22 protein-coding genes, 1 tRNA gene and 1 pseudogene are annotated in these 24,919 nt (G+C 57.9%); 11 read left to right on the plus strand and 13 right to left on the minus strand.

What is annotated here, in order from left to right; all coding sequences use genetic code 11:
* Positions 1 to 63: 63 nt before the first annotated feature.
* Together B5G40_RS04075 and B5G40_RS04080 are read right to left on the minus strand one after the other, a co-directional pair.
* The gene (locus B5G40_RS04075) at positions 64 to 1,692 is read right to left on the minus strand and encodes an HNH endonuclease (RefSeq protein WP_087398868.1); all 1,629 of its coding nucleotides are present in this window, start codon (positions 1,690 to 1,692) and stop codon (positions 64 to 66) included.
* Between the two features lie 344 nt (positions 1,693 to 2,036).
* Positions 2,037 to 2,112 (minus strand) — tRNA-Pro (locus B5G40_RS04080).
* A gap of 175 nt (positions 2,113 to 2,287) precedes the next feature.
* On the opposite strand from B5G40_RS04080, the gene trmB reads away from it, so the two are divergent.
* Positions 2,288 to 2,956 (plus strand): tRNA (guanosine(46)-N7)-methyltransferase TrmB, encoded by a 669-nt coding sequence (gene trmB, locus B5G40_RS04085; protein WP_087398869.1) that lies wholly within the window; start codon positions 2,288 to 2,290, stop codon positions 2,954 to 2,956.
* Between the two features lie 41 nt (positions 2,957 to 2,997).
* Here trmB and B5G40_RS04090 read toward each other — a convergent pair whose 3' ends face one another.
* Entirely contained in the window at positions 2,998 to 4,935 is a 1,938-nt protein-coding gene (locus B5G40_RS04090; RefSeq protein ID WP_087398870.1) for a bifunctional metallophosphatase/5'-nucleotidase, read from the minus strand.
* A gap of 256 nt (positions 4,936 to 5,191) precedes the next feature.
* Here B5G40_RS04090 and infC point away from each other — a divergent pair, with 256 nt between their 5' ends.
* The 5 genes from infC (at position 5,192) to B5G40_RS04115 (ending at position 9,118) form a co-directional block, all read left to right on the plus strand.
* Positions 5,192 to 5,758, plus strand: a complete 567-nt coding sequence (gene infC, locus B5G40_RS04095) for a translation initiation factor IF-3 (RefSeq protein WP_087188805.1) — start codon at positions 5,192 to 5,194, stop codon at positions 5,756 to 5,758.
* A gap of 39 nt (positions 5,759 to 5,797) precedes the next feature.
* A complete protein-coding gene (gene rpmI / locus B5G40_RS04100; protein WP_087188806.1) occupies positions 5,798 to 6,001 on the plus strand; it encodes a 50S ribosomal protein L35 in 204 nt (67 codons plus the stop codon).
* Positions 6,002 to 6,041: 40 nt separating this feature from the next.
* On the plus strand, positions 6,042 to 6,398 hold the full coding sequence (gene rplT, locus B5G40_RS04105; RefSeq protein WP_087188807.1) for a 50S ribosomal protein L20: 357 nt from the start codon (positions 6,042 to 6,044) through the stop codon (positions 6,396 to 6,398).
* Between the two features lie 125 nt (positions 6,399 to 6,523).
* Positions 6,524 to 6,874, plus strand: coding sequence for a BlaI/MecI/CopY family transcriptional regulator (locus B5G40_RS04110; protein WP_087398871.1), 351 nt, complete (start codon positions 6,524 to 6,526; stop codon positions 6,872 to 6,874).
* A 12-nt stretch (positions 6,875 to 6,886) separates the two neighbouring features.
* The gene (locus B5G40_RS04115; protein ID WP_087398872.1) at positions 6,887 to 9,118 is read left to right on the plus strand and encodes a M56 family metallopeptidase; all 2,232 of its coding nucleotides are present in this window, start codon (positions 6,887 to 6,889) and stop codon (positions 9,116 to 9,118) included.
* A gap of 49 nt (positions 9,119 to 9,167) precedes the next feature.
* Here the strand turns inward: B5G40_RS04115 and B5G40_RS04120 are convergent, their stop codons facing one another.
* The 9 genes from B5G40_RS04120 to B5G40_RS04160 form a co-directional block, all read right to left on the minus strand.
* The gene (locus tag B5G40_RS04120) at positions 9,168 to 9,773 is read right to left on the minus strand and encodes an ABC transporter ATP-binding protein (RefSeq protein WP_087328781.1); all 606 of its coding nucleotides are present in this window, start codon (positions 9,771 to 9,773) and stop codon (positions 9,168 to 9,170) included.
* Entirely contained in the window at positions 9,770 to 10,708 is a 939-nt protein-coding gene (locus tag B5G40_RS04125; RefSeq protein ID WP_087328779.1) for an ABC transporter ATP-binding protein, read from the minus strand. Before B5G40_RS04125 ends, B5G40_RS04120 begins: the two co-directional genes overlap by 4 nt.
* Before the next feature lie 6 nt (positions 10,709 to 10,714).
* Positions 10,715 to 11,539 carry an ABC transporter permease gene (locus B5G40_RS04130; protein WP_087328777.1) on the minus strand — a complete coding sequence of 275 codons (825 nt, stop codon included), beginning with the start codon at positions 11,537 to 11,539 and terminating at the stop codon, positions 10,715 to 10,717.
* Entirely contained in the window at positions 11,536 to 12,513 is a 978-nt protein-coding gene (locus B5G40_RS04135; protein ID WP_087328795.1) for an ABC transporter permease, read from the minus strand. The genes B5G40_RS04130 and B5G40_RS04135 overlap by 4 nt, the downstream gene beginning before the upstream one ends.
* 41 nt (positions 12,514 to 12,554) lie before the next feature.
* Positions 12,555 to 14,129, minus strand: a complete 1,575-nt coding sequence (locus B5G40_RS04140; protein ID WP_087398873.1) for an ABC transporter substrate-binding protein — start codon at positions 14,127 to 14,129, stop codon at positions 12,555 to 12,557.
* 16 nt (positions 14,130 to 14,145) lie between these two features.
* On the minus strand, positions 14,146 to 15,375 hold the full coding sequence (larC, locus tag B5G40_RS04145; RefSeq protein WP_087398874.1) for a nickel pincer cofactor biosynthesis protein LarC: 1,230 nt from the start codon (positions 15,373 to 15,375) through the stop codon (positions 14,146 to 14,148).
* On the minus strand, positions 15,372 to 16,130 hold the full coding sequence (larB, locus tag B5G40_RS04150) for a nickel pincer cofactor biosynthesis protein LarB (protein ID WP_087188815.1): 759 nt from the start codon (positions 16,128 to 16,130) through the stop codon (positions 15,372 to 15,374). Before larB ends, larC begins: the two co-directional genes overlap by 4 nt.
* 4 nt (positions 16,131 to 16,134) lie before the next feature.
* Positions 16,135 to 16,878 (minus strand): ATP-dependent sacrificial sulfur transferase LarE, encoded by a 744-nt coding sequence (gene larE / locus B5G40_RS04155; protein WP_087398875.1) that lies wholly within the window; start codon positions 16,876 to 16,878, stop codon positions 16,135 to 16,137.
* Between the two features lie 220 nt (positions 16,879 to 17,098).
* Entirely contained in the window at positions 17,099 to 17,983 is an 885-nt protein-coding gene (locus B5G40_RS04160) for a LysR family transcriptional regulator (RefSeq protein WP_087188817.1), read from the minus strand.
* Between the two features lie 127 nt (positions 17,984 to 18,110).
* Here B5G40_RS04160 and B5G40_RS04165 point away from each other — a divergent pair, with 127 nt between their 5' ends.
* Positions 18,111 to 20,681 (plus strand): FAD-dependent oxidoreductase, encoded by a 2,571-nt coding sequence (locus B5G40_RS04165; protein WP_087398876.1) that lies wholly within the window; start codon positions 18,111 to 18,113, stop codon positions 20,679 to 20,681.
* Between the two features lie 256 nt (positions 20,682 to 20,937).
* On the opposite strand, the pseudogene B5G40_RS04170 reads toward B5G40_RS04165, so the two are convergent.
* Positions 20,938 to 21,315, minus strand: a pseudogene (locus tag B5G40_RS04170) (lysine--tRNA ligase); the annotation flags it as partial.
* 490 nt (positions 21,316 to 21,805) lie between these two features.
* On the opposite strand from B5G40_RS04170, the gene B5G40_RS04175 reads away from it, so the two are divergent.
* The 4 genes from B5G40_RS04175 (at position 21,806) to B5G40_RS04190 (ending at position 24,910) form a co-directional block, all read left to right on the plus strand.
* Positions 21,806 to 22,942 (plus strand): MarR family transcriptional regulator, encoded by a 1,137-nt coding sequence (locus B5G40_RS04175; RefSeq protein ID WP_087398878.1) that lies wholly within the window; start codon positions 21,806 to 21,808, stop codon positions 22,940 to 22,942.
* Positions 22,943 to 22,958: 16 nt separating this feature from the next.
* Positions 22,959 to 23,510, plus strand: a complete 552-nt coding sequence (locus tag B5G40_RS04180) for a hypothetical protein (protein ID WP_087398879.1) — start codon at positions 22,959 to 22,961, stop codon at positions 23,508 to 23,510.
* A gap of 251 nt (positions 23,511 to 23,761) precedes the next feature.
* Entirely contained in the window at positions 23,762 to 24,160 is a 399-nt protein-coding gene (locus B5G40_RS04185) for a fimbrial protein (RefSeq protein ID WP_204246187.1), read from the plus strand.
* A 39-nt stretch (positions 24,161 to 24,199) separates the two neighbouring features.
* A complete protein-coding gene (locus B5G40_RS04190) occupies positions 24,200 to 24,910 on the plus strand; it encodes a hypothetical protein (protein ID WP_006573828.1) in 711 nt (236 codons plus the stop codon).
* Positions 24,911 to 24,919 lie beyond the last annotated feature (9 nt).

The raw sequence follows: 24,919 nt of genomic DNA on the forward strand, positions 1-24,919 counted from the left end.
ACAAATAAGACTCTACGCACAGAATAAAAGGAAAGAGCGGGTGGCCACCCGCTCTTTTGTCGTTTACGCAAGAATCTTATTGCTCTTTGTACGGTTGCACTTCCAGCACAGAGTCTGCAGATTTGCCTCTTCCGTGCGGCCACCCTTTGAGACGGGGATGATATGGTCAATCTCCAACAGGAGGTTGGGCTCTTTGTGGGTGGAATTGCCACAGTTGCAACAGGTGAAATCGTCGCGGGTCTTGATGGCTTCCCGCAGTTTCTTGGTCATCATGGTGCGCTGCTCTTTAGCAAAGGCACTTGCTGTGAGTTTGCTCTCAAGAGTTTTAATCAGCTCAGCAATCGTTTCTTCTGTCATAGGAACGGTAAAGGAGCGCTGGGCCATTCCGCCGCCGGAAGTATAGGCAAACTTATACTCAACGGTCAGGACACTCTCGTCAATGTTTGCAAAGCCCAAGCGGGAGTAAAATCCTGCTTCATCATTTTCCATGACATACGCCGGGACATCGCCAAGATACTGCTGATAATCAGCCTTATAGTTTTCAATAATCTGCTTTGCCTCTCGCAGAGTCTGGAGCTCCTCAACCAGATGATAGAGCTTCTGAATCTGGTCAGGATACGCACTTTTGTTGGGGTAGAAGTTCTTGACGATATAGTCAAGAGGATTGTTCTCAGCACTGGCAAAAACAGTGGCAGACACTTCCGCAGTGAAGGGGGTGATGGTCTTCTTATATGGCCGGATGTAGTTGTATTCATCCTCGTTTACCGTCTCATTGCGGACGACCCGAGTTCCAAAGAGCTCGGAAATAGAATGAACTTTCTCATTGATGTACTCGTTGAATTCTCGTTGAGAACTCATAAGCACTTCACAAGTCTCCTTAATCTTTTGGAAGTCAGGGGACGCATAATAATCAAGGATACGCTGATTTGAAGCAACAATCCTCTCGATATCCGCTTTGAGGCGAGTTATGAAGTCTTCAATAAGGCCCCATTCCTCGCTGTCAAGGGATTTAATTTTCTTAATGCTGTTTACCGTGCGGTCGAACAGCTGTCCAATTAAGCTATCCAGCTGTTCCTGGCTTCCTTTGATAATCAGAGAGTCGCGGTTGTTGTTGGCATAGTCAATGATGGCATTGACCTGGTTGTAAAAATCATGCTGCTTCTGGGCAAGAGCTTCTTTTTGCTGCTCCTTAAGGAATTTGTTGTACTCGGTTTTCCCCATCAACAAAGAAGGGTCTTTCTTGAAGCTGTCGATTCGATACTGCCCGACATGGATATCCTTAGAACCAAGGTTGTTGCCGGCGGAGGATATATAGCTGACTCTGATGCGGTAAGAGGCAGCATTATTCAGAACCTCTTCAACCTGCTTTTTCAGTTTCTTGTACTGAGGACGCGATTGAAGTTCGTTGCTTTGGAGAAACTGTGTCAGGCGAGAAGAAATCTCACTCTTGCGCTGTATCATTGCTTCTGCACGGGGTAGCTTCTCCTTATTCTCCTTGAAGAACTTTATATCATCATACTTCTCCAGGGTTTGCCGGCTCTTTACAGTGACATACTCGTCAACATAGGAAATAATATTCCAGCTTGAAAAGCCCAAGGAAAGTAATGCCTCGGCTTCAAGATTCTCGTACTGCTTCTTCCGCATAATCTTGAATGCCACAATGGCAACAACAATTGCGATGAAAACTATCATCTCTAACTCCCTCTCTTTTTGTGTGGCTCACCTCCGAGAGCCGATTTCAGATGTTGCCAGTATAGCATGCTGCCTTATTTTTGACCAGCCTTTTCCGTTTAGAATTTTTGATTTGCAGTCTGGATAGGTGCAACTATGGGGGCCTTTTAACAATGCCCGTACTACAGGAGCTGCACGGAGATAGGGATGGGTTAGGGATTTATCTATTTCTGCCGCTACGCTCACTCAGGCCCCCACCGCTGTTCCGTCCCTGGAGCCACAGCAAAACAGCAATCGTCGAAACTGCAAAAATCGAACCAAAAACGCAGAAAAACCGCCTAAAAAAGCGGTTTTTCTAAGAAAGGTGGTCCGAGTGACAGGATTCGAACCTGCGGCATCCTGCTCCCAAAGCAGGCGCGCTACCAACTGCGCTACACCCGGATATGAAGTTGTGAGGTTGCTGGGCGTCTCCTCCCAAATCAAGCGCGATACCACCTTCGCTACACCCGGATATGTGGTTTACCTGCATAACAGGTATCATTATAATATATGCCGCCAAGGATTGCAAGTATCCAATCAAATATGTTATGATGCCCTTTGTGAGGTGAATAAATCGATGCGAATGAGAAAAAAGCCCAACCTGGCCCCCCGGATGGAGCGGTGTGCCCGTGTTCTGATCTCTGATCCTGCCGCCCTGCGGGGCCGCTGGATGAGCCTGATGCCCCAGGCAAGCGTTCTCTACCTGGAACTGGGCTGCGGTAAGGGCCGTTTTACTGCCGAGACCGCCGCACAAAATCCTCAGGCCCTCTACATTGCGGTGGAACGGGTGCCTGACGCTATGGTCATCGCCATGGAGCGGGTGTGCGCCATGGATCTGCACAATGTCTTCTTTATCGACGGCGACGCCGCCGGCCTGACCGAACTCTTCGCCCCCAGCGAGGTGGATCGCATCTATATCAATTTCTGTGATCCCTGGCCTGGCAACCGGCACGCCAAGCGCCGCCTGACCCATCCTGATTTTCTTCTGCGCTACCGTCAGGTCCTTTCCCGGAAGGGTGAGATCCACTTCAAGACAGACAACCATGACCTGTTTGAGTGGTCCCTGTTCCAATTCCCCAAGGTTGGGTTCCAGCTCTCTCAGGTCACCCGTGATCTCCATGCCAATGGTATCTGCGGCGTCATGACCGACTATGAGGAAAAATTCCACAACCTGGGCACTCCCATCAATCGGTGCGTAGGTTCCATTGCTCCCCTGCCTGTCTCCCACAAAAATGCAGAGTCATAACCATCAGGGCCTGCCGCTTGTTGCGGCAGGCCCTGATTCCTTTATCCACGATAGCGGTGGTAACCACGTCCCTTTTGTCCTCCATAACGGCGGCGGCGTCCTCTGGTGGCAATCCGGTAGACAATAAATACGATCAGAGCCAGCACTACAAGGCAGACTACAAGAGCGATCCAGCCTACCAGGTTCAGCCCTTTCAGCAGGCTCACCGGATTCAGGGACGCCTCCTCCACCTTCCGTCCCTCTGGTGCGGCATAACGCTGGTCCACCGTACCCATGGACTGGAGGTAAGTGGCCAGCGCATACCACTCCTTCAGTTCCGAGCCATTTGGGGTATAAATGATCTGGTCCTCAAAATTGGTCACCGGGTTACCTTGGGCATCCTTGGGCGTTATGGTCAGAATACCAAAGGACTGGTCATTGACGGTACCCAGCATCTGTCCGGTATACAATCCGGTCACCACTCGGTAGAGCTTGTCATCCTCCAGCGGCACGGTAGTACCGTCAGGCAGCACCTGGGCATAGTCATTTACCCGATTGAGGATGATCCGATAGGGGTTCCAGGTCCAGGTCATTCCCGAACCATAGATCTGGGCGGCGGGCATCAAGCCGGTCACAGACGCGTCCACCTCAAAGGCATCCCGCAGTTCCCGGCCGGTGACCCACACCGAGATCAGCGGATAGCCTGGGGTGCCGTCGGCACCGGAGCCCAGAGAGGAGACGTTAAACACATCCGATGTGGTAATCTCTCCCGCAGAGAAGGACTCCCGGATCACGCCCGCTGCCACCACGGCGAAATCCACCGGCACATAGTCCTCCCCCTCTGCCTGCTGCACGGCATAGATATAGGAGTCGGCAATGAGATTGCCCAAAGTATCCTCTTTATGCTCCTTGCCAAACTGGGAGATTGGGGTGAAGTCAAACTCCGACCGGGCCAGCACCTGATCGAAGGTCAGTCCGAACTGGGAGAGGTACTCCTCCTCGATGATGGGCTGGAAGGACTGGGCCAACCGCTCCATCTCAGTATTAGCCGTTACTGTCTCGTCCACCGGCACCAGCCGGTAATCATAGTCCGTGACAGTACCGGCATCGTCCAGCTCCAGAGCCAGCACACCCAGATTGGTGGTATACTCTCCGCAGGAAACAATCAGGGTATCATTGACCTGAATCGGCTCCTCCAGGGTGGAGTGGGTGTGGCCGGAGATGATCACGTCGATGCCGTCCACCGCCTTAGCCAGCTCATAGTCCTCCCCTTTTCCACCATCGGTGCCGGTGTGGGAGAGACACACAATCACAGAGGGACCTTCCAGCTGGGCCAGTTCCTCCTCCAGGGCCGCCACCTCTCGCCGGGCAGCATCGGCCACAGGCTCAAATTCCATGCCCGACATGGGAGCGCAGGCATCCGCGTCCTCCCCCATCAGGCCAAAAATACCGTAGTTGATGCCACCCCGGGTGAGGATCATATGGTCCTGCACTCCATAGGCCTCCATAGCGGCCCGCAATTCCTCGGCGCCTTCCCCGTCCAGCACCGTGCCGTTGGACTGCACAATGGCAGGCACCTGACTGCCGCTGGCGGCTGCCGTCTCCAGCATTTGGGCCAGGCCCGAGGCACGGTAGTCAAACTCATGGTTGCCCAGGGTGGTCACATCATATCCCATAGCCCCCAGTGCCTTCAGCTCCGGCGCCTGGGTGGCATAGATGGTCTGAAACAGCGTTCCCATGGAAAAGTCGCCGCCATCCACCGTGATGGCATCGGGATATTTTACCCGTTCCAGCGCAAGAAGGGTCGCCAGCCGGGTATAGCCACCATATTCCCCGCCATCTTCCGAGGGCGCAGGATAAAAATGGTCATGGGTATCGTGGGTGAACAGAATCACTGCGTCGTGGCTGTTCTCCACCGCTCCCCAGGCCGGACAGACGGAGATCAACAAAATAAGGGTCAGGACTGTTAAAAAGAGCCGTTTCAGGCCATGATGCACCATAATACTCCCTCCTTGCCCCCATTCTGCCATAATTCTAACGAAAAGGAAAGCAAAAAATAGTCTGGATTTTTTCTTCCGTTTTCTACTTGACATTGTATCATTCCTTTGATATACTGTTTGGGCAAAATAAAGCAGGAAGGTACCTCCGTCCTCACCTCCAGCATCAGCAAAGAGGTCAACATGGTCAGCGGCGCGCCGTATGTTCGGCGTGGCTGTTCTGTTGTGGCGCGGGTACCGGAATGCGGTAACCGCGTTTTTGTATGCAGCAAAGAATTGGAGGTGCTTTCGTATCAGCAAACAGGGTCATCAGATCAACGAAGAGATCCGCGACAAAGAAGTCCGGCTCGTTTCCGACAGCGGCGAGCAGCTGGGTATCATGTCCGCCCGTGAGGCGCTGGAGCGCGCCATCGAGCAGAACCTGGACCTGGTGAAGATCTCTCCCAACGCCGTGCCCCCCGTGTGCAAGCTCATGGACTATGGCAAGTACAAGTTCGAGCAGACCAAGCGGGAAAAAGAGGCCCGGAAAAATCAGCACGTCGTGGAGATCAAGGAAGTCCGTATGTCGCCGGGCATTGACGTGAACGATTTTAACGTCAAGCTCCGTAACGCCCAGAAGTTCCTGAGCCAGGGCAATCGGGTGAAGGTCACCGTCCGCTTCCGCGGCCGCGAAATGGCCCACACCGATATCGGCAAGGGCCTGCTGCTCAAGTTTGCGGAACAGTGCAGCGAGGTGGCCGCGTTGGATAAGGACCCCAAGCTGGACGGACGGCATATGTCCATGTTCCTCTCTCCCAAGGTTGCCAAGGACGGCAAGAAATCCTGAGCAATCCCCTGAAATCCAAAGACAAAGGAGTTAACCACCATGCCTAAACTGAAAACTCACTCCGGCGCGAAGAAGAGATTCAGCCTGACCAAGTCCGGCAAGGTCAAGCGCGCCCATGCGTTCAAGTCCCACCTGCTCAACGGCCACGGCAAGGACACCAAGCGTAAGAGAGGCCTCCGCGCCGGCGCTTATGCGGACAAGACCAACGAGCCCGCCATCAAGCGCATGATCCCCTACAAATAAGATAATTCCGATTTTACCTTAACATAGGAGGCTTTTTACAATGGCTAGAGTTAAAGGCGCGATGATGACGCGCAAGAGAAGAAATAAGATCCTCAAGTTGGCCAAGGGCTACTGGGGCGCCAAGAGCAAGCACTTCAAGATGGCCAACGAGCAGGTCATGAAGTCCCTGACCTACGCCTACACTGGCCGTCGGCTGAAGAAGCGTGACTTCCGCTCTCTGTGGATCACCCGTATCTCCGCCGCCTGCAAGATGAACGGCATGAACTACTCCACCTTTATGAACGGCCTGAAGAAGGCTGGTGTGGAGATCAACCGCAAGATGCTGGCCGAGCTGGCTGTCAACGACAAGGCCGCTTTCACCGCTCTGACCGAGATGGCGAAGGCTCAGCTGGCCTGAGTTTGAATCCAAAATTCCTGTGTTCCTCTTTGGAACACAGGAATTTTTTTATGTCCTTGACAAAGCCTGTCTAATAAGATAGACTACAAGCAAGAAGTCTATCCCATTAGACAAAGGAGGTCCCTATGGAGACGCCCAAAATCTTTGAAAGCGAATACCGGTTCTGTCTCATTCTCTGGGAGCACGAACCGGTAACGACCACAGAATTGGTAAAGCTGTGTCAGGCCCAGCTGGGCTGGAAACGCACCACCACCTACACCGTCATCAAGCGGTTGGGGGAACGGGGCGTGCTGAAAAATCAGGACGGGCTGGTGACCGCCCTGATCTCCAGGGAGGACGCCCAGGTGTCCGAGCTGGACGAACTGATGGAGAAGAAGTTCCAGGGCTCCCTGCCCGCCTTTTTGGCTGCCTTCGCCCGCAGGCAGTCTCTGACTGAGAAAGAGGTAGAGGAAATCCGCCGCATCATCGAAAAATAAGGAGGTCCTGCCATGGAAGAGCTGTTCCTGACCCTGGTCAACCTCAGCCTCACCGCCAGCTGGCTGGTGCTGGCTGTTCTGGTGCTGAGACTGCTCCTGCGGAAAGCTCCCAGGTGGAGCTTCTGCCTGCTCTGGGGCCTGGTGGCCCTTCGCCTGATGTTTCCCTTTTCCCTGGAAAGCCCTTTCAGTCTGGTCCCCAGTACCCACCCTCTGCCCCGGGAGATCCTCCACACCGCCACGCCTCAGATCCAAAGCGGCATCCCTGCCGTCAACAGTGCTGTTAATCCCATCCTGCAAGAAGCCCTGGCGCCGGCTGCAGGAGCCAGCGTCAATCCCACCCAGGTCTGGTCCTTCCTGTTGTCCCAGATCTGGCTGGCGGGAATGGTGGTTCTGCTGCTCTATGCGCTGATCAGCTGGCTGCTGTTGAAGCGGCGGCTGGCCACCGCCACCCTGCTGGAGGACAACATCCGGCAGAGTGAGCAGGTGGGTTCCCCCTTTGTACTGGGGCTGTTCCGCCCGGTCATCTATCTGCCTTACCACATTCCGGAGCAGGACCTGACCTATGTACTGACCCACGAACGGGCCCATATCCGCCGTCTGGATCACTGGTGGAAGCTGCTGGGCTTTGTACTGCTTGCAATCTACTGGTTCAATCCCCTGATGTGGGTGGCCTATCTGCTGTTCTGCCGGGATCTGGAGGGAGCCTGCGACGAGAAGGCCGTCCGGGCTTTGAACCAGGAGGAGCGGCGGGGTTATTCCACCGCCCTGCTGAATTGTAGCATCCGCCGCCGGCCCGTGGCGCCCTGCCCCCTGGCCTTTGGAGAAGCGGGGGTAAAGAGCCGGGTGAAGGCGGTGATGCACTACAAAAAGCCCGCTTTCTGGATCGTGGTTATCGCCCTGATTGCCTGCGGGGCTGCCGCTCTCTGCTTTCTGACCAGCCCCAAGGAGCCCACCGTTTACGATGTCTTAACTCAGGACGGCTATGAGGTTCTGAGTCAAAAGCAGGTGGATCTGACCCTGACCATCCCCAAATCCGCCCTGACTGACGACTGCTATACTGGCGAGGGCCACACCTTTGCCGACGGCCAGGTAGTGGTCTGGCAGGATGACGTCACCACCATCTATCTCCACGATGTAATGCTCTCCAACGAGAGCGATGAGCTGCTGTATATGACCTTCGACTGCTCCTACCGTTTCTCCAACTACGGCAGTTTTGTCACCCCGCTGCAGGCCACAGAAGATTCCTCCGTCAGCCCCCAGATCCTTTTGAGAAGCAAGATCCTCAAAGACGGGACCACCACCTACCCAGACGCCCTTAGCCTGCGCGGTTACGGCCCCGACGCCAAGTTTACCTTCTATGTGTCCAAAGATGCCTGCATGGCCGCCCAAGATACTTTGATGATCGACATTATATGCAACCAGGTTCAGTATACGAAAGAAGGCTATGAAACATCCGGGGGTCAGTTCTCCCCCGCCGGGCTCTACCTCTATGAGGGGGATGGGTTCGGAGGTGATTTTACCATCACCCTCCGGGCGGACGGCTCCTTCACCTACTATGAAGGGGGGTTAAGCAGCTATATCGGTGCAGGCAAGTGGTCTGTATCCGGCGATGTTCTTACCCTGGAGGATGAGACCGGCGTCCCCAAAGTCAACCACTTCCGCATGGAGGGGAACAATCTGATCTTCCAGGCAAACGGTTCCACCAATTTCATCTATGTAAAGGTGGCAGATGGGGCGGTCTTCTCCAAAAACAGCCAAATCCCCGTTCCGGCGGCCACCGCCACCAAATGGTTTGACTATACCACCGCCCCCAGCGAAATGGATTGGGATGGGGAACTGACCATCACCCACACGGCCTTCCCCGATGTGACCTTCCGCTATACGCCAGAGGAGATCACGGCACAGCAAAAGCGAGAGGAAACACCGGTCCAGCTGATTTCCGGTATGCCCATCTGGAACGCCTATTTCTGCGACCTGAACGGCGACGGCCTGCCGGAGCTGTGCGCCACCCTCAGCATGGGGTCCGGCATCGTAGATACCCGGATCGCGGTCTGTGACTACGCCAACGGCCGCACCTATGAGCTGGAGGACCGGATGAACTATGACTATGCCCTTCGGTTTGACCCGGACAGCGCCCTGCTGTATGTGGACAGGACGCCGTATGAAGGCCGGGAACCCGATCAGTCCGGCCTGTTGATGCTGGAGGACTCCATCCTCACATATGAGAATCAGGGCCCCAACTAGGGGCAGAAAACGGCCTGCAAGTGATTTTACTCACTTGCAGGCCGTTTTCTTATGCCAAATTCTGTACCCGTGTACACAGCTTCTCCATCAGGGGGCTGTTATGGCTGACGATCACCAGCCCCAGGTTCCGCTTCTCCGCCTGGTCCAGCAGAAAGGTCCAGATCTGGGCCTGGGTGATGAGGTCCAGCATGGCGCTGACCTCGTCGCACAGCAGATAGCGCACCCCGGGCCGCAGGGCACGGGCAATGCAGAACCGCTGAAGCTCACCGCCAGACAGTTCCGTGGGATACCGCTCCAGCCAGGCGGGCTGGATGTGAAGGGCCTCCAGCAGTCCCTCCTCCACGGGCCCACCTTCTTTTAGCGTATCCCCCAGCTTCATCAGCGGGTCCACTGCCGTCTCCGGGTGCTGCCAGATCATCTGTACTGGGCAGATCCCTCGGTACTCCTTCAAAGGCTTGCCGTCCACCAGCACCGTGCCGCTGTCCGGCTTCTCATAGCCCGCCATCAGTTTACATAAGGTTGTCTTACCCCGTCCGCTGGGGCCCAGCAGCCCAAGCCGCTCCCCCGGCTCCAGCGTCAGGTCGATGCGGTCCAGCACCGGCTCTTTTCCTTTCCGGCGATAACCGAAAGTCAGTTGTTTTGCCTCCAGACTCACGGCTGTTCCCCTCCTTCCGGATATAAGCAGCGCACCAGGCCGCCGTCCAGCTCCCGATAGGCTACCGGGCCCAGACACTCAGGCCGCCCCTTGGGGCAGCGGGGGGCAAAGGGGCACCCCTCCCCCACCTCGCCCGGCCCGGGCTGGGCGCCGGGAATGGGGACAAAGCCATTCTGGGGCAGGGCATTCCACAGAGCTTTGGTGTAGGGATGCCGTAGTTTCCCCGCCTCAAAATCGGCGGCGTTGGCCTCCTCCACCGTCTCACCAGCGTAGAACACCGCCACCCGGTCGGCAATGGTGAGGGCCAGCTCCAAGTCGTGGGTGATGAGAAGCACCCCCGCGCCGCTGTCAGCCAGCTCCCGGAAGTGACTCAGTACCCGTTTCGCCGCCCGGGCATCCAAACCGGGAGTGGGCTCGTCGGCGATGACCAGCTTGGGGGTGGCCGCCGCCGCGGTGGCGATGAGTACCCGGCGGGCCATGCCGCCGGACAACTCAAAGGGATAGCGCTCCTCGGTATCCGCCCCCAGGCCGTACCGCTCCAGCACCGCCCGACTGGCCTCCCGGGCACTCTGGTCCCGGCGGCCCTTGCGGATCTGGGGCCCCACCTTCATCAGCGGGTCCAGGTAGGTCACGCCCTGGGGCACCAGGACAATCTCTTTGCCCCTCACCTTCTCCGCCCGTTTGGGGGTAAGGGGCTGGCCCAAGAAGGAGATCTCCCCGGCCATATGGCTGTTATAAGGCAGGATACCCAGGATTCCGTGGGCCAGCAGGCTCTTACCCGAACCGCTGGAGCCCACCACCGCCACCACCTGGCTGGGCCGGATGGTGAGGGACAGATCCTGAATCACCGGCAGCAGCACCTGTTTTGTGCCCCGTCCATACTGGGTGAAGGAGATAGACAGGTCTTTGACTTCCAAAATCGGTTCCAACTCCATCCCTCCTCACATATGTACGCTGGCAGGGTCCAGCAGCTTGCGCAGCTGCTCCCCCATGGCGGCAAAAAGCACTACCACCAGCACCAGGCTCAGGCCGGGGAACACCGCCAGCCACCACTTGCCGGTGGTAAGATAGCTCATGCTCTCCGACAAAATCACGCCGATGGCAGGCTGCTCCGGCGACAGGCCAAAACCAAGGAAGGTGACGCTGGCCTCGTGGAGGATGGCATGGGGAAACTGGAGCACCAGTCCGGTGAGGAACTGGGGCAGCAGATGGGGCAGCAGGTGCCGCCGGGCAATGGTCAGCCGGGACACCCCCAGCTTTTCCGCCGTACGGACATACACCGCGCCTCGCAGCTGGAGCACCTCACCCCGGATGACCCGGGCCAGAGAGGGCCAGTGGCTGAGGGCCACGCCTGCCACCACGCCTACAAATCCCTTGCCAAACGCCAGAGAGATGAGCATGACCAGCAGGATATGGGGGATACCCATGACCAGATCGATGCACCAGGAGATTACCGCATCCACCCAGCCCCCCAGGACGGCGGAAGCCACACCCAGCACCAGGGCAATAACGGCGCTGACGGCGGCGGTCAAAAGGCCGATGCGGATGCTGAGGGACAGGCCGGTGAGGGTGCGGGAGAGCATATCCCGGCCCATCCAGTCGGTACCGAAAAGGAACTGCCCGCTGGGGGCCAGATTCTTGCGGGTAAAATCGGTTACCATGGCCTGCCCGCTGAGCAGACCGCCGGCCACCGCCACAGCGCACAGCACCACAGCAGCGGCAACCAACAGAAAGAGGGCATTTTTTCGCCCGTTCCAATGTCTCATTTCCGGGCCACCCCCCTTCTGATCTTGGGATCCACCACGCCGTAAAGCAGATCGGCAATCAGATTGCCGCCGAACACGATGGCGGCACTCACCACCGTGATGCCCAGCAGTAGGGGCAGGTCGGAACCCAGACCGGCGTTGACGGCAGCCTGGCCCAGGCCGGGGTAGGAGAATACCTGCTCCACCAGCACCGAGCCGCCAAAGATCTCGCTGATGGAGGCAAATTGCAGGGTGATGGCGGGCAGGGCCACGTTGCGCAGACCGTGGCGCAGCACGATGGAGCGCTTGGACTCCCCTCTGGCCCGTGCGAAGAGCACATAGTCGCTCTCCATAATGTCCGCCATCTTCTCCCGGGTGTGCATGGCGATGTTGGCCACGCCGGTGATGCTCAGGGTAAGGGCGGGCAGGAAGGCGTGGTAGAGCCGGTCGGCCAGAGTGACACTGGATGCGTCCGCCCCAATGGGTACCGACAGGCCGATGGGAAACAGTCCCAGCCACACTGAGAAGACCACCAGCAGCACCAGGGCCAGCCAAAAGGCCGGGGTACTGGAGATCAGCCAGCAGTAGCCTCGGATCAACTTATCCACCAGCTTCCCCCGGTTGGCACCGGCAATGACGCCCAGGGTCAGTCCCAGCACGCCGGAGATCACCCAGGCGAAGGCCATGAGCCACAGGGAACTTTGCAGCCGCTGGCCGATGACCTGGCTCACCGGCTGGCGGTAGAGCAGCGAGGTGCCCATGTCCCCTCGGACAAAGTCACTCAGCCAGCCCAGATACCGCTCCACCGGCGGGGTATTGACTCCCCAATATTCCTCCAGCTTGGCAATCTGCTCCTGACTCATGGTACCCAGGGCGGCCTGGCCCACATTGGTCTGGAGAGGGTCCAGAGGAGAGGCCGACATGAGCAAAAAGGCGGCCAGGCTGACCCCCAACAGCAGCAGCACCACGCGGATCAATTTTTTGCCCGTGAACATCAGGCGGTGTTTCAAGGGAATTCCTTCTTTCCAGTGGAATATCAGCTCCAGCTCCACCGGTCCACGTTGTTGACGATGGACCAGCCGTGGCCGTGGGGGTGGATCTTCTGCTCGGCCACCTGGAGGCCATCTTTCACCCAGTACAGGTGACTCACATTCACCAGCCACACCCAGGGGATATCCCCGTCCTGGGTAACGCCGGTGGTACCGTCCCACTGAGCCTTCTGCCACAGCTCATAGGACTCCTCCAGATCGGAGTACTGGAGGGCCTGATCCATGTAGGAATCCACAGTGGAATTGGCATAGGGGGAATACTGAGCGGTGCCGGTATCCCCGATGGTGTGATAGATGTTATAGAGCTCCATGGGAGTATGGGCGCCCCAGCCCCAGATGAGAGGCTCGGTCTGGGCCCGGTCATAGGCGGTGTCCCAGCCAACGCCTTCCATGGTGCAGGAGATACCCAGCTCTCCCAGCTGGTTAGCGAAGTCGGCGCACAGGGCCTGACGCACCGAGTCGCTGGTGGGATAGAGCAGGTTCAAGGTGGCCTTTACGCCGTCCTTCTCCCGGACGCCGTCAGCCCCCATAATCCAGCCAGCCTCATCCAGCAGGGCGGCAGCCCCTTCCGGATCGTACTCTACTTCGGAAGCCAGATTGTACCAGGGCATCTGATCGCACACGCTGTAGGCTGGGGTACCGTAGCCGTTGAGCACGTTGTCGATCATCTCCTGCCGGTCGATGCCGATATTGATGGCACGGCGCACCAGCACATCGCCGGTGAGGGTGCCTTCGATCACCGGCAGGTTGAAGCCCCGGTTATCCACACTGTCGTAGGCCGCCAGCGTATACCCGGTAGGGCTTTGGTCCGCATAGGTAGCGGAGGTATAGGCCAGATCTACCTGACCGGCCTGGACCGCCAGGAATGCGGCGTCCTCCTCCATGAAGAGAATGGTCACCTGCTTCATTTCAGGAGCCTCGCCATAGTAGTCCGGATTGGCCTCCAAAATCACCTGCTGGCCTTTGTCCCACTGCTTCAGGATGTACCGGCCGGAGCCGATGGGGCTCTGGCCGTAGGTGGCGGGATCGTAGGCGTGCTCAGGCACGATGCCCACGATGGCCATGGTGTAGGGCCAGATGGAGAAGGGGGTAGCCATATGGAATACTACGGTGGTGTCGTCCACCGCCTCGGCGTTGTCCAGCATGGTAAAGTCGTTCACCGAGCTGGCCGCCTTGACGGTATTGTAGGTGAAGGCCACGTCGGAGGCGGTCAGGGGCTCCCCATCGGTGAATTTCACATCGTCCCGGATCTTGACCGTCCAGGTGAGGCCATCGTCGCTGACCTGGACGTCGGTGGCCAAGTCGTAGCCGATGGTCAGGTCGGTGTTGGTCACCGTGAGCGTGGACTGGATCAGGGGCTCATGGACGTGCTCGCCGGCTCCCCAGCCGTAGGCGGGGTCGAAGCCGGCCTCCGGCTCGGAGGTGGTGCCCATTGCAATAATCACACTGTCCTTGCTGCCGGTCTGAGGGGTGGTGGTGGCAGCCGTGTTTCCGCCGCCGCAGCCCGCCAGCATACCGGCGGTCAGGGCCAGGCTCAGAATCAGAGTCAGAATTCGTTTCATGGGTGTCTCCTTTCCATTACAGACCCTTTTTCACTTCTTCCAGCACCGCCGCCAGGGGCAGTCCGTTTGCACGGGCCAGAGCGGCGGCATCCTCATACTCCGGCTTGGCATGGGAGATGCCGAAGCCCTCCGCCGTCTTGACCCGGACAGCCCCCCAGGGGGTATCCACCGTCTTACTGCCGGGAGTGAGGAAATACTTCTCGCACCGGCGGACCCGCAGGCCGTTGGTAGTGGTGTGGCGCAGGACAGCCTGAGCCAGTTCCCGCTCTTTGCCTGCATCGCACAGCACGGTGAGCACATGGCCGGGACGGCCCTTCTTCATGGTACCGGGAACGGAATACACATCCAAAGCACCTGCCGCCAGCAGCTGCTCCCCGGCAAAAGCCAGGGCCTCGCCGGTCATATCGTCGATGTTGCATACCAGCTCTACGATCTCCCCGTTGCCGCCCTCCTGGCTCTCACCCCAAAAGGCCCGGACACAGTTTGCCTGCTCAAACTGGCGGGTACCCACACCGTAGCCCACCTTTTCCACATTGAGTACCGGCATGGAGCCGAAGGACTGGGCAAAATGGGTCAGCAGAGCGGCCCCGGTGGGGGTACACAGCTCGCCTTTGATCTCGCCGCCGTAGGTGGGCACACCGGAGAGCAGGGCAGCGGTGGCGGGGGCAGGCACCGGCATGATACCGTGAGCACATTTTACCGTGCCGCTGCCCACATGGATGGGGGACACCACGATCTTGTCAGGCTTCAGCAGATAGAGGGCATAGCACACGCCGGCCACATCGGCCACCGCGTCCAGAGCACCCACCTCATGGTAGTGGACATCGCCTACCGGACAACCGTGGGCCTTGGCCTCCGCCTGGGCGATGGCGTCATACACCGCCTTGGCGTGGGTCTTGACTTCCTCCGGCAGGGGCAGATGGTCGATCAGGTGGGCAATGTGGCCGGGGGTGGCGTGGTGATGGTGGTGGTGCTCATGGTCATGGTCATGGTCGTGATGGTGGTCATGATCGTGCTCGTGATGATGGAGGTGCTCGTCCTCTTCCTCGCCGTGGACGGTAACCTTCATATGGGTGCCGCTGATGCCGCTGGTGACAGCGGAGGCCGCCTCCAGATGAACGCCAGGCAGGCCCAGGCTGTTCATGGTATTCAGGAAGCCCTCCTTGTCCTCCAGCAGTTCGTACAGAGCGGACATGAGCATATCCCCCGCCGCACCCATATTACATTCAATATATAAGCTTTTCATTTTAATCCCTCCATCTGATTGATCATGCTGGCCAAATAGCCCGCGCCGAAGCCGTTATCGATATTGACCACGCTGCACCCGGAAGCGCAGGAATTGAGCATGGCCAGCAGGGCGGACAGACCACCAAAGCTGGCGCCGTAGCCCACGCTGGTGGGCACCGCCACCACCGGGCAGTCCACCAGACCGCCCACCACGGAGGCCAGGGCCCCCTCCATGCCCGCCACCGCGATAACGCACCGGGCGCTCATCATGACGTCCAGGTTGGACAGCAGCCGGTGGAGTCCCGCTACGCCCACGTCATACAGCCGGGTAACCTTGTTGCCCATTACCTCAGCAGTGAGGGCGGCCTCTTCCGCCACCGGCATATCGCTGGTACCACCGGTGGCCACCACGATGTGTCCCAGCTCCTGCCGGGGGCCGGGGAAGGCAATACCCAGTTTGGGGATGGGACGGTAGTCCAGAGGGACCGACTGCTCCACGAAGCGGGCAGCTTCCTCCCCCATGCGGGTGATAAGGATATTTTTACAGCCCCGCTCCCCCATGGCGGCGGCAATCCCGGCAATCTGCTCCGGGGTCTTGCCCGCACCGTAGATCACTTCCGCCGCGCCCTGGCGCACCGAGCGGTGGAAGTCCACCTTGGCGTACCCCAGGTCCTCAAAGGGCTTGGTTTTCAGTTCCAACAGGGCGTCCTCCGGACTGGTGTTTCCCGCCGAAACCGCCCGCAGCAGCTCCAGAATGTCATGCTTGTTGTCCATTTGCTTACCTCCCCTTCAGATCCAACAGGACGGCGGAGAAATCCCTCTCCAGCGCCTTGGCAATGGTATCATGCAGCTGAACGGCTCTCTCCATCTGTGCCTCCGGCAGCTGGATGCGGGCGGCGTCCCCCATCAGCCGCACCCGGAAGTCGGTGAATCCCAGTTTGAAGAGGGCGTCCTCTCCCCGCTCCACCTTCTCCAGGGCCTCCCGGGTAATGGCGGTGCCGGTGGGCACCCGGGTAGCCAGGCAGGCGTAGGCCGGCTTGTCCCAGGTAAACAGCCCCGCCTCTTTGGACATCTGCCGCACCTGATCCTTGGTGATGCCGCACTCCCGCAGGGGGGAGCGCACCTCCAGCTCCCGCAGGGCCTGCATCCCCGGCCGGTCTCCGGCGTCATCCGAAGCGTTGGTGCCGTCCAGCAACACGGTATAGCCGTCCTCTGCCGCCCGCTTCCACAGGGTGGTAAACAGGGCCTTCTTGCAGTAGTAGCACCGCCGGGGTCCGTTGGCCGCCGCCTCAGGCACCGCCAACACGTCGGCCTCCACCACCGTCATGGGCACCTCCAGCTCCTCCGCCAGCTTTTGGGCGTCGGCCAGCTCAAAGGCGGGCTGAAAAACGGTGTTGACGTAATAGGCCCGCGCGTCACAGCCGTAGGTCTTGGCCGCCCACAGCAGCAGGGCCGAGTCCGTCCCGCCGGAAAAGGCCAGAGCCGCCCGGGGGACCTCCTTGAAAAACTGTTCCAGCGTCATATCCGCGCTCCTTTGCAAAAAAAGAAGGTATCCGCTCCCCTTGGGGGAACAGATACCTTCCTAGTATCCCTACACAACAAATCAAATCATGCACCAGGCTCGTTTCTGCGTGTGTCCCGACTCTGGTCGGGTGCTCCGGCTTCCTGCCGGAATATTGGCCGCACTTTCTGGTACCGGTATAGTTTACCATACCAAGGCATTCATTGCAAGCATTTTTTGATCATTCTGCCCCTTCTTCCAGATCAGACGGGGTCAGCTCACCCAGCACCTCCCTCACCAACGGGAAGATATGGGTCCCTTTCAGGTAAACCAGGCTGAATTCCCGGGTTTCATCCAGGCAATCCAGGTGGAAAAAGGCCAGTTCCGGTTGACCTGCCGCTACCGGCTCATAGGCAAAGGTGATGCCGCACCCTTCCGCCACAAACCGGGTAATGAGGGAAAACTGGTTGGCGCAAATTACCCGGGAAAACAGATCCAGGGAATACCCTCGCTCAGCCAGCACATTCTCCAGAATACCCCGGGTCCCCGATCCCTCCTCCCGTACCACCAGGCACTGGCCTTCCAGTGCCGTCAGTGGAATTGTACGGCCAGCAAAGGGATGGTCCCTTCGACATAAACCTACAAATTTGGACCGGCGAAACAGGCGGCTGCCGAACCGACTTCGGTCGAAGGCCCCCTCGATGAGGGCAAAATCCAGCTGTTCATGCTCCAGCTGTCCCAGCAGGGCGGCAGTATTATCCACGGAGATTTTCAGATTGCTGTCAGAATGGCAGATATACCGGCTCAGGGCCTCCGCCACCACAAATTCTCCGATGGTTTTTGTAGTTCCGATCCGTATCTCCCGGACCTTTGTCTCCACCAGCTCCTGCTGGAGGCGCTGCTCATTGTAAAGGGCCGTACGAGCGTACTCCGCTACCCGCTGGGCCTGAGGGGTGGCATGAAGCTGTCGGCCATCATATACAAACAGCTTGCAGCCGTACTTATCCTCCAGGCCCCGGATCTGCTGGCTTACCGCCGGCTGGCTCATGCACAGCTTCTCCCCTGTTTTCCGGTAATTCATGGTCTCGTACAAAGTCAGAAAGGTCCGGATGCGATAGTCCACCATGGTCCGTCACCCCTATAATTTTTTTCGATCAATCAATAAGTTTTAAAAACTTTATTTTATTATACTGGGGTGCTATACTGATTACAAGCGTGACACAAAAATTTGTCAATAAGGACGGGGAACAAAGATGCGTATTCTGGTCATTGGCGGCGTGGCCGCCGGTACGAAGGCCGCTGCTAAAATCAAGCGGGAGGACCGCAGCGCGGAAGTCATCATTCTGAATAAAGGTCAGGACATCTCCTACGCCGGCTGCGGCCTGCCCTACTATGTAGGCGGCGCCATCGGCAGCCGTGAGGAACTGATCGTCAACACTCCCCAGAAATATGCCGGACTCACCGGCGCTCAGGTGATCACCGGCTGCGAGGTCACCCATGTTGACCCCGCCGCCAGGACGGTAAGCGGTCTGCGGGACGGCCAGAATTTTACCGAGCACTACGACAAGCTGATCGTTGCCACCGGCGCTGCTCCTGTGGTGCCCGATATGCCTGGCAAGAATCTGCCCGGCGTGTTTCCCATGCGCACCCCCGACGACGCGGTGGGCCTGCGGGACTATGTGGCCACCAACAACTGCCGCCGGGCCGTGGTGGCGGGCGCAGGCTTTATCGGCCTGGAGATTGCCGAGAACCTGCTCTCCCAGGGCCTGGACGTGACTGTGGTGGATTTTGCCGACCAGATCATGCCCAACGCCTTTGACCCCGAGATGGCCGACTTTGCCCGCCGGAAGCTGAAAGACGCCGGCATTCGCGTGATTACCGGCCAGCGCATCCAGTCCGTTACCGGCGTTGACAAGGCCACCGGCATCGTCACCGACGGCGGCGCCATTGCTGCTGACGTGGTAGTGCTTGCCATCGGCGTGCGCCCCGCCACCGACTTCCTGAAGGACACCGGTATTGAGCTCTTCAAGGGTACCGTGGTGGTAGACAAGGAGATGCGCACCAACCTGCCCGACATCTACGCCGCCGGTGACTGCGCCATGGTGTACAACCGTCTCACCGGCAAGCCCCAGTGGTCGGCCATGGGCTCCACCGCCAACATCACCGCCCGTGCTCTGGCCAAGACCATCACTGGCAGCGACACCCCCTACGGCGGCTGCCTGGGCACCGGCGTGGTGAAGCTGCTGCCGCAGCTCAACGCCGGACGCACTGGTCTCACCGAGGCTCAGGCCAAGGCCGAGGGCTTTGACCCCATTACCGTGGTGTGCGCCTGCGACGACAAGGCCCACTACTATCCCGGCGCCTCCAGCTTCCTCACCAAGCTGATTGCCGACCGCAACACCCGCAAACTGCTGGGTATCCAGGTCCTGGGTGCCGGCGCGGTGGACAAAATGGTGGATATTGCTGTTGTCGGTCTGTCTGCCGGTCTGACCATTGACGCCTTTAACGATCTGGATCTGGCCTATGCGCCCCCCTTCTCCACCGCCATCCACCCCTTTGTCCAGGCCTGCTATGTGCTGGAAAACAAGCTGGCCGGCGTGCTGGAGTCCTTCACTCCCGCCGAGTATCTGGCCGGCGCCGCCAAGGACTACAAGGTGATCGACGTGATGCCCACCTCCTCGATCCCCGGCGCCCACTGGGTGGAGCTGGGCAAGGTCAACGGACCTCTGGAAGGCATCGATAAGGACGAAAAGCTGCTGCTGGTGTGCAACCGTGGCAAGCGTGGCTACTTCCTCCAGAGCAAGCTGAAGTTCTATGGCTACACCAACACCAAGGTTCTGGAAGGCGGCGTCACCTTCAATCAGGTGAAGGTCCCCCGTCCCGCCGGTGCTGCTCTTCCTCCCACCGAGGTCAAGCGCCTCAAGGGTCTGGGCTGCCTGTGGGATAAGCGTACCCCTGACTGCTTCAATGTCCGGGTCATTACCCGCAACGGCAAGCTGACCGGTGCCGAGCACGCCGCCGTGGCCGAGGCCGCCGAGAAGTTCGGCTCCGGCGAGGTCACCATGACCACCCGTTTGACCCTGGAGATCCAGGGTGTGCCCTACGAGAATGTGGAGCCCCTCATCGAGTTCCTCAGCGCCGCCGGTCTGGACGTGGGCGGCACCGGCTCCAAGGTACGTCCGGTGGTTTCCTGCAAGGGTACTACCTGCCAGTACGGCCTGATCGACACCTTCGCTCTTAGCGAGAAGCTCCACGAGCTGTTCTACAAGGGTTACCACGATGTGTCCCTCCCCCACAAGTTCAAGATTGCCGTAGGCGGCTGTCCCAACAACTGCGTCAAGCCCGACCTGAACGACCTGGGCATCATCGGCCAGCGCCTGCCCGAGCCCGATCTGAACAAGTGCAAGGCCTGCAAGGTGTGCCAGGTCGAGAAGGCCTGCCCCATCCACGCCGTGTCCATGAAGGACGGCAAGGCCGTCATTGACACCAGCGAATGCAACCACTGCGGCCGCTGCCTGGAGAAGTGCCCCTTCGGCGCCTACACCGAGAGCACCTACGGCTACAAGATCTATCTGGGCGGCCGCTGGGGCAAGAAGGTTGCCGCCGGCCGGCCCATGTCCAAGATCTTCACCAGCGAGGAGGAGGTCATCGCCCTGGTGGAGAAGGCCATTCTCTTCTTCCGGGATGAGGGTCAGACTGGTGAGCGTTTCTCCGACACCATCGCTCGCCTGGGCTTCGACTATGTGGAGGACAAGCTGCTCCACGGCTCCATTGACAAGGATACTATCATGAACAAGACGGTCATCGGCGGCGCCAGCTGCTAATTGCCACTCTTACAAGGGCCTGTTGCAAAATAGCTGTTTTGCACAAGCCTGTCATTGCGAGCCAGTGCGCACACTGGCGTGGCAATCCGTTTCCCCGGCAAAAGGGGCGGATTCCCACGAAAAACGGCCGCCCACCGGGCGGCCGTTTTTCTCGGAATGACGGGTCTTTGTACGAGCTGCGCATTTTGCAACAGGCCCTTCTGTTTCAGGCAAAAAAATGGGCTGCTGCAGGTTTGCAGCAGCCCATTTTTTACAATCAATAAAGCTTGGCGCCAGCGGGGATGTGGTCGTCCACCATCAGGCAGTGGAGCTTCTCCTGGCCCTCCTCATAGTGGATGGCGGAGATGATCATGCCGCAGGAGTCGATGCCCATCATCTTGCGGGCGGGCAGGTTGGTAATGGCAATCAGGGTCTTGCCCACCAGTTCCTCAGGTTCATAGGTGTCGTGGATACCGCTGAGGATCACGCGGTCGGTGCCGGTGCCGTCATCCAGCACGAACTTGAGCAGCTTCTTGCTCTTGGGCACCGCGGTGCACTCCTTCACCTTGACGGCCCGGAAATCGGACTTGGAGAAGGTGTCGAAATCCACCTCGTCCTTGAACAGGGGCTCGATCTCCACCTTGGAGAAGTCGATAGGACCGGCCTCGGCCCGGGGCACGTCCACAGAAGCGGCGGGAGTAGCGGCGGCCTTGGGAGCCTCCACCTTCTCCAGAGGCTTCATGGTCGGGAACACCCTTCTACCCTCTTCATCCGGTTTCATCACGCCTTGTACGGTCGAAAAAGTGCCGTTTTCACGAGGTTTTTCTAACTTTTTGGATTCCATAGTGTGTCCTCCTGTGCCGTCTGGTTCGGGGCAAAAGTTGTAAAAAAGTTGTGGAAAGTTGTATTGGCACGAAACCGGCTCAATGACGACTCAAAATTGGCACAACGAATGGCTACATTGTTTTCAAAGACGCCATTGTAGAATTGCCCCATTTGTAGTAAAGCCTGTATGAGTCCCGCGCAGGATTATCTTGCGGATTCATACAGAGACAAGTATAGCATAAGCCCCCAAGATGTTCAAGTCAACGATTTTTTCGTTGGCCCTTCCAATTTCATACCTTATATATAAAAAGGAGAAAGCCATGCCAACCTATCAATTACAAATTAAACAGATTGTGGATTACCCACGTTGCCGGATATACCGGCAGTTCGTCCGCTTTCTGATGGAGGACCGGAGCATTCGCGTAAGCGGCGGCTCCGGCCTTTTTTATTTTACGATACTTTGCAGCTACGCAAACTTCCGCACCTCATACCGCCGCATCGACGGCATCAGCTATACCGTCTACCCTGGCGAGTGGGTCTGCACCCTCAAGGAGCTGTCCCAATGGTTCCGCACCCGATTCCAGTGCCAGGCGCTGGCCGTACTGGAACGGCTGCAGAAGCAGAACCTTATTTCCTTTCAGGCCCTGGGCCGCGGAAATGTGGTTCGCTATAAAATCTGCGACTGGGCGCGGCATAACACGGTTCTGGAGTACAATGCCCCCTGCCAGAAGGACACCGGCTTTTTCTTCCTGCCGGTTTCGGTTGCCACTGATCTTATCAGTTCAGACCGCTGCTCCGAGATGGACATTGTGCTGGACCTGTGGATCTCCGCCATCTACAACGACAATCAGGTGCAGGGATCAGACCTGGGGCCAGTGGTCTATTTCCGCAACGGCACCGGCAATCCCCTTGTTACCTACACGGAGCTGGCTGCCCGCTGGGGGCTGTCCCGGGCGACAGTCGGCCGTGTCCTGAAAAAGCTGGCCGCGCTGGACTATCTCTCCCTCATGTCCTTCCCGGGCCGGCATGGCAGCGTGATTTATCTGCAAAAATATCTGTCCACCATGTTTGAGATCTCGGATGTGATGGTAGATAAAGAGGAGGTCGCTATGACGCTTAACATTCGCCTGGAGTTCCCGAAGGAGGATAGTGCAGGTCTTGACGCCCCTGCTTTGGAGCATGAGGTCATCGTTTCAGATGAACTCGCCAGCGTTTCAAAATCGCACATTGAAATTATCCTTCAGAAAATGGCGCAAATCCTGATGGCACAAGGGATTTCGTGCTTTGGCTGCCCGCTCTCTCGCTACAAGTTATATCCCTTATCGGGCGACTGCCGGGAAGATTTACTCCCCCGCGCGCGAGAGCAGTCCCTGATGCGTTTTGGCCTTGCTGTTCTGTGTGGGAACAAGCAGGCCGCCACTTTTGAACTTACACTCTCTCCCTCGGTGGAGAATTGAACAAGGAGGTCTTACCATGAAGAAATTTGTTGAAAAAGATGTCGCAGAGAGCCCTCTGTACCATGATACCTGGAAACTGCTGAAAAAATACCGCGATGTGGTTTGGAGCTTGGAGATTTCCGTCCAGCATGTGCGGGCCAAGTTCGAGATCGAATACGGCACTTCCATCGAGGAATTTCTGGATTCCGTCTACCTGGCCGGCGCAGACCTGAACGGGAGCGACATTGAGCACCATGCCAAGTGCATTGAGCGCAGCCACAAGATGCTGAAGCTCCTGGATTCGGCAGTCGAATTGCTCCGCACCCGCCATAAGAACGGCGAGGCGTATTACTGGCTGCTGTACTACTCCTTCCTCTCCCCTCAGCAGTTGAAGAATGTGGAGGAAATCATCGAGAACCTGCGCCCACATATCCGAGACATCTCCTTCCGCACCTACTACCGTAAGCGGCGGGAGGCCATTGAAGCCCTCAGTTCTGTGCTATGGGGCTATACCTCCAAGGACAGTCTGGATGTGCTGGAACAGTTCTTCCCGGAGCCGAAATTCTCCGGGAAACAGGCGGGCAAGTAATTGGCACAATTCGGGACTGAAATTGGCGCGTTCCTGCCCTTGAGCCGTAAATCCCTATGTGTTAGACTGAATATGCTCAAACTTGCGCCCAAAACTGAATACAGGCAGTGAACAGCACCTTTTTCGAGGTGCTTTTTTGCTGCCCAAACGGTCTTTGGCCTGAGAAGGAGTCCACATCTGCACAACGGATGCGGGCTCCTTCTTTGCTTTTTGAGCAATGAACATCACATTTGGATTGGAGGTCCGCAAAATTGAAAAAACTGAAAATTCCTCAACAGCAGCGGCGGGAAGATGACAGCAGCCCGCCTCGTCGAGTTTCCATCGGCCGGATCGCCTATACGGCGTTCCTCTGTGTGATGATGGCGATGATGTTCTGTCAGCCGGCATTTGCTGCAACCGATGTTTGGACGAAGGCCAAGGAAATTATGCAGGATGTCTACACGCAGATTCTCGCCATCTCCACCATTGCGGCCATCGTGACCGCCTCGGTGGCGCTTCTGCTTATGAACTTTTCGCGCTCCGGCCGGACAGTCGATGAGAGCCGGGCGTGGCTGAAGCGCATCTGCATTACCTGGGCCGTCCTCAATGGTCTCGGATTCATCATGGCTTATGTGACGCCTCTGTTCTCTGGTGGTCAGTGGACAGGCTGATGGCCGCCGCAATATACCCACTGGAAGGAGGCGTAAGCTATGGGTATCCTGGATGGCATCGTTGAATGGATCGCGGAGCAGGTAATGGCCGGCCTTGACCTGGTGACCACTTCGGTTTTGGGCGCTCTGGGCTGTGACATGGCTGTTTTTCTGCGGTACTTTCCCGCTGCCGAAACGATGTATAGCGTCTTTGTGGCGCTGGCTGTCGGCATTATCCTGCTGAATTGGGTCTGGCAGCTGTTCAAAAACTTTGGCCTGGGCGCAGGAATTGAGGCGGAAGATCCGGTCAAGTTGAGCATCCGGTCGGTCATTTTCATCCTGCTGGCGCTCTTTTCCGATGAAATCGTCAACATCGTCCTGACCATCGGCGGCACGCCGTACCGCTGGATCATGGATTCGGAGCTGCCGCCCCTCAGCTTTGCCGATTTTAACTCGGTCATGCTGGTGATCATCGGCGTCTGTGCCAATGGCGCTGTTGCGCTGATCACCCTGATCCTCGTCATCATCTTGGCCTGGAATTATCTGAAATTACTGCTGGAAGCGGCGGAACGGTATGTTCTGCTGGGTGTGCTGGTCTATACGGCGCCGGTCGCTTTTTCGATGGGCGCAAGCCAGACTACATCGAATATTTGGAAATCCTGGTGCCGGATGCTGGGCGGGCAGATTTTTCTGCTGATTATGAACGCCTGGTGCCTGCGCCTGTTCACGAGCATGGTTGGCTCTTTTATTGCCAATCCGCTCTCTTTGTAAGGAGGGGCG

Origin of the sequence: Flavonifractor sp. An9 (genome assembly GCF_002161245.1) — a bacterium.
GTDB lineage: Bacteria > Bacillota > Clostridia > Oscillospirales > Oscillospiraceae > Flavonifractor > Flavonifractor avicola.

What these genes read in the sequence shown, in the direction of transcription:
- B5G40_RS04075 (WP_087398868.1), bottom strand. Translation starts at nt 1,692, where the DNA reads ATGATAGTTTTCATCGCAATTGTTGTTGCCATTGTGGCATTCAAGATT.
- trmB (WP_087398869.1), top strand. Translation starts at nt 2,288, where the DNA reads ATGCGAATGAGAAAAAAGCCCAACCTGGCCCCCCGGATGGAGCGGTGT.
- B5G40_RS04090 (WP_087398870.1), bottom strand. Translation starts at nt 4,935, where the DNA reads ATGGTGCATCATGGCCTGAAACGGCTCTTTTTAACAGTCCTGACCCTT.
- rpmI (WP_087188806.1), top strand. Translation starts at nt 5,798, where the DNA reads ATGCCTAAACTGAAAACTCACTCCGGCGCGAAGAAGAGATTCAGCCTG.
- rplT (WP_087188807.1), top strand. Translation starts at nt 6,042, where the DNA reads ATGGCTAGAGTTAAAGGCGCGATGATGACGCGCAAGAGAAGAAATAAG.
- B5G40_RS04110 (WP_087398871.1), top strand. Translation starts at nt 6,524, where the DNA reads ATGGAGACGCCCAAAATCTTTGAAAGCGAATACCGGTTCTGTCTCATT.
- B5G40_RS04115 (WP_087398872.1), top strand. Translation starts at nt 6,887, where the DNA reads ATGGAAGAGCTGTTCCTGACCCTGGTCAACCTCAGCCTCACCGCCAGC.
- B5G40_RS04125 (WP_087328779.1), bottom strand. Translation starts at nt 10,708, where the DNA reads ATGGAGTTGGAACCGATTTTGGAAGTCAAAGACCTGTCTATCTCCTTC.
- B5G40_RS04130 (WP_087328777.1), bottom strand. Translation starts at nt 11,539, where the DNA reads ATGAGACATTGGAACGGGCGAAAAAATGCCCTCTTTCTGTTGGTTGCC.
- B5G40_RS04135 (WP_087328795.1), bottom strand. Translation starts at nt 12,513, where the DNA reads ATGTTCACGGGCAAAAAATTGATCCGCGTGGTGCTGCTGCTGTTGGGG.
- B5G40_RS04140 (WP_087398873.1), bottom strand. Translation starts at nt 14,129, where the DNA reads ATGAAACGAATTCTGACTCTGATTCTGAGCCTGGCCCTGACCGCCGGT.
- larC (WP_087398874.1), bottom strand. Translation starts at nt 15,375, where the DNA reads ATGAAAAGCTTATATATTGAATGTAATATGGGTGCGGCGGGGGATATG.
- larB (WP_087188815.1), bottom strand. Translation starts at nt 16,130, where the DNA reads ATGGACAACAAGCATGACATTCTGGAGCTGCTGCGGGCGGTTTCGGCG.
- larE (WP_087398875.1), bottom strand. Translation starts at nt 16,878, where the DNA reads ATGACGCTGGAACAGTTTTTCAAGGAGGTCCCCCGGGCGGCTCTGGCC.
- B5G40_RS04160 (WP_087188817.1), bottom strand. Translation starts at nt 17,983, where the DNA reads ATGGTGGACTATCGCATCCGGACCTTTCTGACTTTGTACGAGACCATG.
- B5G40_RS04165 (WP_087398876.1), top strand. Translation starts at nt 18,111, where the DNA reads ATGCGTATTCTGGTCATTGGCGGCGTGGCCGCCGGTACGAAGGCCGCT.
- B5G40_RS04175 (WP_087398878.1), top strand. Translation starts at nt 21,806, where the DNA reads ATGCCAACCTATCAATTACAAATTAAACAGATTGTGGATTACCCACGT.
- B5G40_RS04180 (WP_087398879.1), top strand. Translation starts at nt 22,959, where the DNA reads ATGAAGAAATTTGTTGAAAAAGATGTCGCAGAGAGCCCTCTGTACCAT.
- B5G40_RS04190 (WP_006573828.1), top strand. Translation starts at nt 24,200, where the DNA reads ATGGGTATCCTGGATGGCATCGTTGAATGGATCGCGGAGCAGGTAATG.